This window comes from Latilactobacillus sp. VITA-14 (genome assembly GCF_046580785.1).
Classification (GTDB): Bacteria; Bacillota; Bacilli; order Lactobacillales; family Lactobacillaceae; genus Latilactobacillus; species Latilactobacillus curvatus.
On record NZ_JBJKTM010000043.1, the window covers coordinates 1 to 1,187 of the forward strand.

The following is a 1,187-nucleotide window of genomic DNA, read 5'->3' on the forward strand; positions in this document are numbered from 1 at the left end:
TGAGCACATTAGTGCTCAAGATTTAACGACGACGTTACTCCAAATTAACCAGCGACCGCTTAAAATACTCGACTGGCAAACACCGTATCAGGTGATGCTGACAAATTTGTCCAAAAATTCGGATTAAATTTGCAATCTACCATTTACTAAGATATTCATACGATGTAATTCACCAGTTACACGACGATAACCGTACGCTGGATGATTCTTCTTGATTATTTGGATGGTTTGTTTAACAGATTGGTCAGATGAACCGTTCGGTTCATGACTAATAATGTATTCATACGTACTTTTGGCCATACCAACTATTTTTAGAATTTTTACTAGTTTGTGTTTAAGCCTTAGCTCTTGGATGACTTGCGCTTGTTGTTTTCTTCTTCCTGGACTAAGGCTCTTAATTTTTTTAGGTATTCATTCTCGATTTGTAGTAATTCATTTTCTTCTCTAAGACGTTCTAACTCTGTTTGTTGCCGTTTTTTTGATTGTTTATCAGCTGACATAATTGTTTGCCGTCCTTTGGAACTAAGGCACCAGCACCCTCAGTCTCCCAAATATGTTGCCATTGTCAGATGGTCCCGATGTTTGAGATATTAAAATGAAGTGCGGTTTTCGGATAAGAAGCCTTATTCGTTTTCATCCATTTTAAAACATTCATCTTAAATGAGCCATCAAATGTTTTTTTGGGTGATAGGACATCCAGTCTTTTTGGGCCAAAGGCCTTATAACGTTGAGCCCACGAGACAACTAGTGAGTTACTCTTAATACCATATTTTCTCGCTATTAATTTATAACCTAAGGGTGACGTTAGATAATCCTGAACAACTTTTATTTTTAATGTTTTAGAATATTTGGTCAATATAAAAACCCCCGATATTGGATTTTGGTCCAATATCGGGGGTTCACTTCATAATGCTAAATCAGCCTTCTTTTTCTCTTTGGAAAATTCTATAATTAATCCGAACAGAAATTAAAAAGCCCAAAGCAATCACTTACAATGGTAGTAGCTAATTCCAACCAATATAGGGAGTGATTACTTTGGGGACATCTACTTTATCACGTTTTCAACGTGGCGCACTAGCACAACTGGTCAATGAGGGGAATAAATCTTACCAAGTAATGGCTGACGCCTTAGGCGTCGCCAAAGCTACGATTAGCTATGAGTTGGACCGAGTTAAACCTTATGATCC

General features: G+C 37.3%; 1 protein-coding gene and 2 pseudogenes. 2 read left to right on the plus strand and 1 reads right to left on the minus strand.

Features of this window, described 5'->3' with window-relative positions; translation table 11 throughout:
- Positions 1-127 (plus strand): annotated as a pseudogene (locus ACF1X7_RS10080) (IS30 family transposase); the annotation flags it as partial.
- 14 nt (positions 128-141) lie between these two features.
- On the opposite strand, the pseudogene ACF1X7_RS10085 reads toward ACF1X7_RS10080, so the two are convergent.
- Positions 142-856 (minus strand): annotated as a pseudogene (locus ACF1X7_RS10085) (helix-turn-helix domain-containing protein); the annotation flags it as partial.
- A gap of 179 nt (positions 857-1,035) precedes the next feature.
- Between ACF1X7_RS10085 and ACF1X7_RS10090 the strand changes: the two are divergent.
- The coding region (locus ACF1X7_RS10090; protein ID WP_151388581.1) for a helix-turn-helix domain-containing protein at positions 1,036-1,187 on the plus strand (152 nt) is incomplete at its 3' end.